Genomic DNA, 3,378 nt, shown 5'->3' with positions numbered 1-3,378 from the left:
GGATCCACCACCGGCACCGCCCCCGGCTCGAACGGCTCCCCCGGCCGCGGCGTCGCCAGGGCGATCCCCGCCTTGTGGGACAGCAGCATCGTCCGCTCCGCGGGCTCCGCCCAGGGATGCGTCGCGAGGTTGAACGTCCCCCAGTGGATCGGCAGCAGCACCCCTTCCGCCGCGTCCCCGCCCTGCAGATCAAGATGGGACCGCACGGCCTCGTCGGGCGTCATGTGGATGTCCGGCCAGAACTCCGAGTAGGCGCCGAGCTGGATCATCGTGGCGTCGAAGGGCCCGAAGGCGGCGCCGATGTCCTTGAAACCCTCGAAGTACCCGGTGTCACCGCTGTGGTAGATCCGGTGCTCCCCACTGGCGACGACCCAGGACGCCCACAGCGTGTGCTGGGTGTTCCGCAGTCCCCGTCCGCAGAAGTGCCGCGCCGGGGTGGCCGTCAGCGTCAGCCCGGCGACCTGCGTCGACTCGTGCCAGTCCAGCTCACGCAGCCGGTCCGCGGGCACTCCCCAGTGCTCCAGGTGGGCCCCCACGCCGAGCGGCACGGCGAAGACGGTGTCCGTGCCGGCCAGTGCCTTGATCGTGGGCATGTCGAGGTGGTCGTAGTGATCGTGGGAGATGACGACCACGTCGACCGGCCCGAGCGCGGCGAGCGGCAGCGGCACGGGGTGCAGCCGCTTGGGCCCGGCGAAGGGGAACGGGGAGCAGCGCTCACCCCATACGGGATCGAACAGCACCCGCCGCCCGTCGATCTCGGCGAGCACGCTGGAGTGCCCCATCCAGGTCAGCCGCAGACCGGTGGCAGGGGGCTTGGAGAGGTCGGCGAGGGTGGTGGCGTGGACCGGGATCCGGCCTTCCGGGGCCCGCTGCTGCCTGCCGTCGCTGTCGAAGAAGGCCTTGGCGAACTCCACTGCCGACCCCTCGGGCCGGGTCCGGGCGGTGCCGCCGGGGTTCTGGAAGACACCGTCCGCGAAGTGGGGGGATCTGCGGATGCGCGCCATGCGCTCACCGCTCGGGTCCGCACCGAAGGCCGCGGGCTGCAGCGCGCGGAGCCCGGAGCTCAGGGGACGGAAGCCGGTCACGGTACCTCCAGGTGGAGAGTCGCTGAGGCATCCATTATGGTCCGCCCCTCTGACAGTGCCGGGTTCTGCCCGGTCACACCCGTGAGGACGCCACAGAGGCCACTCACGTTGACAGGGCGCACCCCGCTGCCAATACTGACTGCCCGTTCAGTAGCAGTTCCCAGCAGTACGACCGCACCGGAGCCCGCGTGACCACCCCCTTGCTGTCGCTCACCTGGACCGACCATGTCACCGGCCGCCAGGGCTTCCTGGTCGTCGACCGGCTGGTGCGGGGTGTCGCCAGCGGCGGTCTGCGGATGCGCCCGGGCTGCACGCTGGAGGAGGTCACCGGGCTCGCCCGCGGCATGACCATGAAGGAGGCCCTGCACTACGACCCCGCGGCGCGGTACGTCCCGCTGGGCGGGGCGAAGGGCGGCATCGACTGCGACCCGCGGGATCCGGAGGCGTACGGCCTGCTCGTGCGCTACCTGCGGGCCGTACGGCCGTACGTCGAGAGCGTGTGGACGACGGGTGAGGACCTCGGCCTCAGCCAGGACCTGGTGGACCGGGCGGCGGCGGAGGCCGGCCTGGTCTCCTCCATCCAGGCGGTCTATCCGCTGCTCGACGACGAGGTGGCGGCCCGGCGCCGGCTCGCGGACGCATTCGCCGTGGAGGTGGACGGCATCGGGCTCGACGAGCTGGCGGGCGGCTGCGGGGTGGCCGAGTCGGCGCTCGCGGCCCTGGACGCGGCCGGGGTGCCGTACGCGGGCACGCGCGTGGCCGTGCAGGGTCTGGGCACCATGGGCGGGGCCACGGCCCGCTTCCTCACGCGCGCGGGGCTCACGGTCGTGGCCGTCGCCGACATCAAGGGCACGGTGTTCAATCCGGCGGGGCTCGACGTCGAGGCGCTGCTGGCCGCCCGTGACGCCCACGGCACCGTGGACCGCACGGCCATGCGCCCCGCCGACCGTGAACTGCCCGGTGAGGCCTGGCTGTCGCTCGACGCGGAGGTGCTCGTGCCCGCGGCGGTCTCGTACACGATCGACACCGGCAACCAGGAGCGCGTCCGGGCGCGTTGGATCGTCGAGGCGGCCAACATGCCCGTCCTGCCCGCGGCGGAGGCGCTGCTGGCGGCGCGCGGGGTGACCGTACTGCCGGACGTGGTCGTCAACTCCGGTACGAACGCCTGGTGGTGGTGGACCCTGTTCGGCGACATCGGCGCGGACCCGGACGAGGCCTTCGCCCACATACGGCGTTCCATGCGCGCGCTGGTCGGGCAGTTGCTGGCCCGCGCCGAGGCGGACGGCATCTCGCCCCGTGCCGCCGCGCACGCGCTGGTCGCGGACCGGTTGCCGGTGATCGCCGAGCGGTTCGGCCACTACCGCTGACCTGGCCCGGTCCGCGGTACCGCGCAGGCGGACGGACTAGGGTGACCCCGTGGCGAGAGTGCGGTTGACGGTGGCCGAGCGGCGCGAGGAGCTGCTGCGGGCCGCCATCGAGCAGATCGAGGCGCGGGGCGTGGCGGCCGTCAGGATCGCCGACGTGGCCTCGGCGCTCGGGGTGAGCAACGCCCTGGTGCTCTATCACTTCTCCACGAAGGAGAAGCTGGTCGCCGCCGCGTTCACGTACGCCGCCGAGGAGGACCTGGCCCATCTGCGCAGGCTTCTCGGCCGCCGCACCAGCGCCCTGCGCCGGCTCCGGTCGGCCGTGCGCTGGTACGCCCCGACGGGCCAGGCCAAGGGCTGGCGCCTGTGGATCGAGGGCTGGGCGGTGGCCCTGCGCGAACCGGCGCTCCAGGAAGTCACCCGCGATCTCGACAGACGCTGGAAGGCGGCGCTCACGGAGGTGATCGCCGAGGGGGTCGCCGCGGGCGAGTTCCACTGCCCGGACCCGCAGGCAACCGCGCTGCGCCTCACCGCCCTCCTGGACGGCCTGGCCGTCCAGCTGACGTCCTACGCGGGCGCGGTGGCCAGGTCACGGGCCCAGGAGTGGGTGGACGAGGCCCTGGCACGGGAGCTCGAACTGGACGGCACGCCGCCCGCCTGACGACACCACACGAACCGGGCCCCCCGGACGCCCGGCCGGGGGCGCCAGGCAGGAAACACCCCGCCCCGGGCACCAGGCACGCCTCAAGTCACCGCACGACGCCCGCATAACAACACCACACGAACCGAGCCCCCCGGACGCCCGGCCGAGGACGCCGGGCAGAAGACACCCCGCCCGTCCCCGGGCACCAGGCACGCCTCAAGTCACCGCACGACGCCCGCATAACAACACCACACGAACCGAGCCCCCCGGACGCCCGGCCGAGGAC

Annotated in this window: 3 protein-coding genes; 2 read left to right on the top strand and 1 reads right to left on the bottom strand. The window is 73.2% G+C overall.

Translation table 11 applies throughout. From position 1 onward, the window contains the following. On the bottom strand, positions 1–1,085 hold a 1,085-nt coding region (locus EHS43_RS40585; RefSeq protein WP_125195547.1), incomplete at its 3' end, for an MBL fold metallo-hydrolase. Between the two features lie 188 nt (positions 1,086–1,273). Between EHS43_RS40585 and EHS43_RS40580 the strand changes: the two genes are divergently transcribed. Both EHS43_RS40580 and EHS43_RS40575 read left to right on the top strand, forming a co-directional pair. After that, on the top strand, positions 1,274–2,452 hold the full coding sequence (locus EHS43_RS40580) for a glutamate dehydrogenase (protein WP_125195546.1): 1,179 nt from the start codon (positions 1,274–1,276) through the stop codon (positions 2,450–2,452). Positions 2,453–2,501: 49 nt separating this feature from the next. Next, the gene (locus EHS43_RS40575; RefSeq protein ID WP_125195545.1) at positions 2,502–3,110 is read left to right on the top strand and encodes a TetR/AcrR family transcriptional regulator; all 609 of its coding nucleotides are present in this window, start codon (positions 2,502–2,504) and stop codon (positions 3,108–3,110) included. Positions 3,111–3,378 lie beyond the last annotated feature (268 nt).

It is taken from the genome of Streptomyces sp. RP5T (assembly GCF_003933965.1).
Classification (GTDB): domain Bacteria; phylum Actinomycetota; class Actinomycetes; order Streptomycetales; family Streptomycetaceae; genus Streptomyces.
Note: the sequence above shows the minus strand (reverse complement) of the source record. Positions and strands in the feature narration are given on the sequence as shown.